The organism is Pseudomonas moraviensis subsp. stanleyae, assembly GCF_036283065.1.
Taxonomy (GTDB): Bacteria; Pseudomonadota; Gammaproteobacteria; order Pseudomonadales; family Pseudomonadaceae; genus Aquipseudomonas; species Aquipseudomonas stanleyae.
Window position 1 is genome coordinate 1 of the sequence record NZ_JAADJI010000025.1, and the last position, 3,090, is coordinate 3,090.

1 rRNA gene is annotated in these 3,090 nt (G+C 51.1%); it reads left to right on the plus strand.

Features of this window, described 5'->3' with window-relative positions:
• The first annotated feature begins 168 nt into the window (after positions 1–168).
• Positions 169–3,062: ribosomal RNA gene (locus GXB78_RS27915) — 23S ribosomal RNA — on the plus strand.
• The last annotated feature ends 28 nt before the right edge of the window (positions 3,063–3,090 follow it).

Sequence of the window (3,090 nt, forward strand, 5' to 3'; positions counted from 1 at the left end):
TAGATCGTTCTTTAAAAATTTGGGTATGTGATAGAAAGATAGACTGAACGTTACTTTCACTGGTAACGGATCAGGCTAAGGTAAAATTTGTGAGTTCTCTTAGTTGAGAAATTCGAATTTTCGGCGAATGTCGTCTTCACAGTATAACCAGATTGCTTGGGGTTATATGGTCAAGTGAAGAAGCGCATACGGTGGATGCCTTGGCAGTCAGAGGCGATGAAAGACGTGGTAGCCTGCGAAAAGCTTCGGGGAGTCGGCAAACAGACTTTGATCCGGAGATGTCTGAATGGGGGAACCCAGCCATCATAAGATGGTTATCTTGTACTGAATACATAGGTGCAAGAGGCGAACCAGGGGAACTGAAACATCTAAGTACCCTGAGGAAAAGAAATCAACCGAGATTCCCTTAGTAGTGGCGAGCGAACGGGGACTAGCCCTTAAGTTGATTTGAGATTAGCGGAACGCTCTGGAAAGTGCGGCCATAGTGGGTGATAGCCCTGTACGCGAAAATCTCTTATCAATGAAATCGAGTAGGACGGAGCACGAGAAACTTTGTCTGAATATGGGGGGACCATCCTCCAAGGCTAAATACTACTGACTGACCGATAGTGAACTAGTACCGTGAGGGAAAGGCGAAAAGAACCCCGGAGAGGGGAGTGAAATAGATCCTGAAACCGTATGCGTACAAGCAGTGGGAGCAGACTTTGTTCTGTGACTGCGTACCTTTTGTATAATGGGTCAGCGACTTATTTTCAGTGGCGAGCTTAACCGAATAGGGGAGGCGTAGCGAAAGCGAGTCTTAATAGGGCGTCTAGTCGCTGGGAATAGACCCGAAACCGGGCGATCTATCCATGGGCAGGTTGAAGGTTAGGTAACACTGACTGGAGGACCGAACCGACTACCGTTGAAAAGTTAGCGGATGACCTGTGGATCGGAGTGAAAGGCTAATCAAGCTCGGAGATAGCTGGTTCTCCTCGAAAGCTATTTAGGTAGCGCCTCATGTATCACTGTAGGGGGTAGAGCACTGTTTCGGCTAGGGGGTCATCCCGACTTACCAAACCGATGCAAACTCCGAATACCTACAAGTGCCGAGCATGGGAGACACACGGCGGGTGCTAACGTCCGTCGTGAAAAGGGAAACAACCCAGACCGTCAGCTAAGGTCCCAAAGTTATGGTTAAGTGGGAAACGATGTGGGAAGGCTTAGACAGCTAGGAGGTTGGCTTAGAAGCAGCCACCCTTTAAAGAAAGCGTAATAGCTCACTAGTCGAGTCGGCCTGCGCGGAAGATGTAACGGGGCTCAAACCATACACCGAAGCTACGGGTATCACCTTCGGGTGATGCGGTAGAGGAGCGTTCTGTAAGCCTGTGAAGGTGAGTTGAGAAGCTTGCTGGAGGTATCAGAAGTGCGAATGCTGACATGAGTAACGACAATGGGTGTGAAAAACACCCACGCCGAAAGACCAAGGTTTCCTGCGCAACGTTAATCGACGCAGGGTTAGTCGGTCCCTAAGGCGAGGCTGAAAAGCGTAGTCGATGGAAAACAGGTTAATATTCCTGTACTTCTGGTTATTGCGATGGAGGGACGGAGAAGGCTAGGCCAGCTTGGCGTTGGTTGTCCAAGTTTAAGGTGGTAGGCTGAGATCTTAGGTAAATCCGGGATCTTAAGGCCGAGAGCTGATGACGAGTTACCCTTTGGGTGACGAAGTGGTTGATGCCATGCTTCCAAGAAAAGCTTCTAAGCTTCAGGTAACCAGGAACCGTACCCCAAACCGACACAGGTGGTTGGGTAGAGAATACCAAGGCGCTTGAGAGAACTCGGGTGAAGGAACTAGGCAAAATGGCACCGTAACTTCGGGAGAAGGTGCGCCGGTGAGGGTGAAGGACTTGCTCCGTAAGCTCATGCCGGTCGAAGATACCAGGCCGCTGCGACTGTTTATTAAAAACACAGCACTCTGCAAACACGAAAGTGGACGTATAGGGTGTGACGCCTGCCCGGTGCCGGAAGGTTAATTGATGGGGTTAGCTAACGCGAAGCTCTTGATCGAAGCCCCGGTAAACGGCGGCCGTAACTATAACGGTCCTAAGGTAGCGAAATTCCTTGTCGGGTAAGTTCCGACCTGCACGAATGGCGTAACGATGGCGGCGCTGTCTCCACCCGAGACTCAGTGAAATTGAAATCGCTGTGAAGATGCAGTGTATCCGCGGCTAGACGGAAAGACCCCGTGAACCTTTACTATAGCTTTGCACTGGACTTTGAATTTGCTTGTGTAGGATAGGTGGGAGGCTTTGAAGCGTGGACGCCAGTTCGCGTGGAGCCATCCTTGAAATACCACCCTGGCAACTTTGAGGTTCTAACTCAGGTCCGTTATCCGGATCGAGGACAGTGTATGGTGGGTAGTTTGACTGGGGCGGTCTCCTCCTAAAGAGTAACGGAGGAGTACGAAGGTGCGCTCAGACCGGTCGGAAATCGGTCGTAGAGTATAAAGGCAAAAGCGCGCTTGACTGCGAGACAGACACGTCGAGCAGGTACGAAAGTAGGTCTTAGTGATCCGGTGGTTCTGTATGGAAGGGCCATCGCTCAACGGATAAAAGGTACTCCGGGGATAACAGGCTGATACCGCCCAAGAGTTCATATCGACGGCGGTGTTTGGCACCTCGATGTCGGCTCATCACATCCTGGGGCTGAAGCCGGTCCCAAGGGTATGGCTGTTCGCCATTTAAAGTGGTACGCGAGCTGGGTTTAGAACGTCGTGAGACAGTTCGGTCCCTATCTGCCGTGGACGTTTGAGATTTGAGAGGGGCTGCTCCTAGTACGAGAGGACCGGAGTGGACGAACCTCTGGTGTTCCGGTTGTCACGCCAGTGGCATTGCCGGGTAGCTATGTTCGGGAAAGATAACCGCTGAAAGCATCTAAGCGGGAAACTTGCCTCAAGATGAGATCTCACTGGAACCTTGAGTTCCCTGAAGGGCCGTCGAAGACTACGACGTTGATAGGTTGGGTGTGTAAGCGCTGTGAGGCGTTGAGCTAACCAATACTAATTGCCCGTGAGGCTTGACCATATAACACCCAAGCAATTTGCTGACCTGA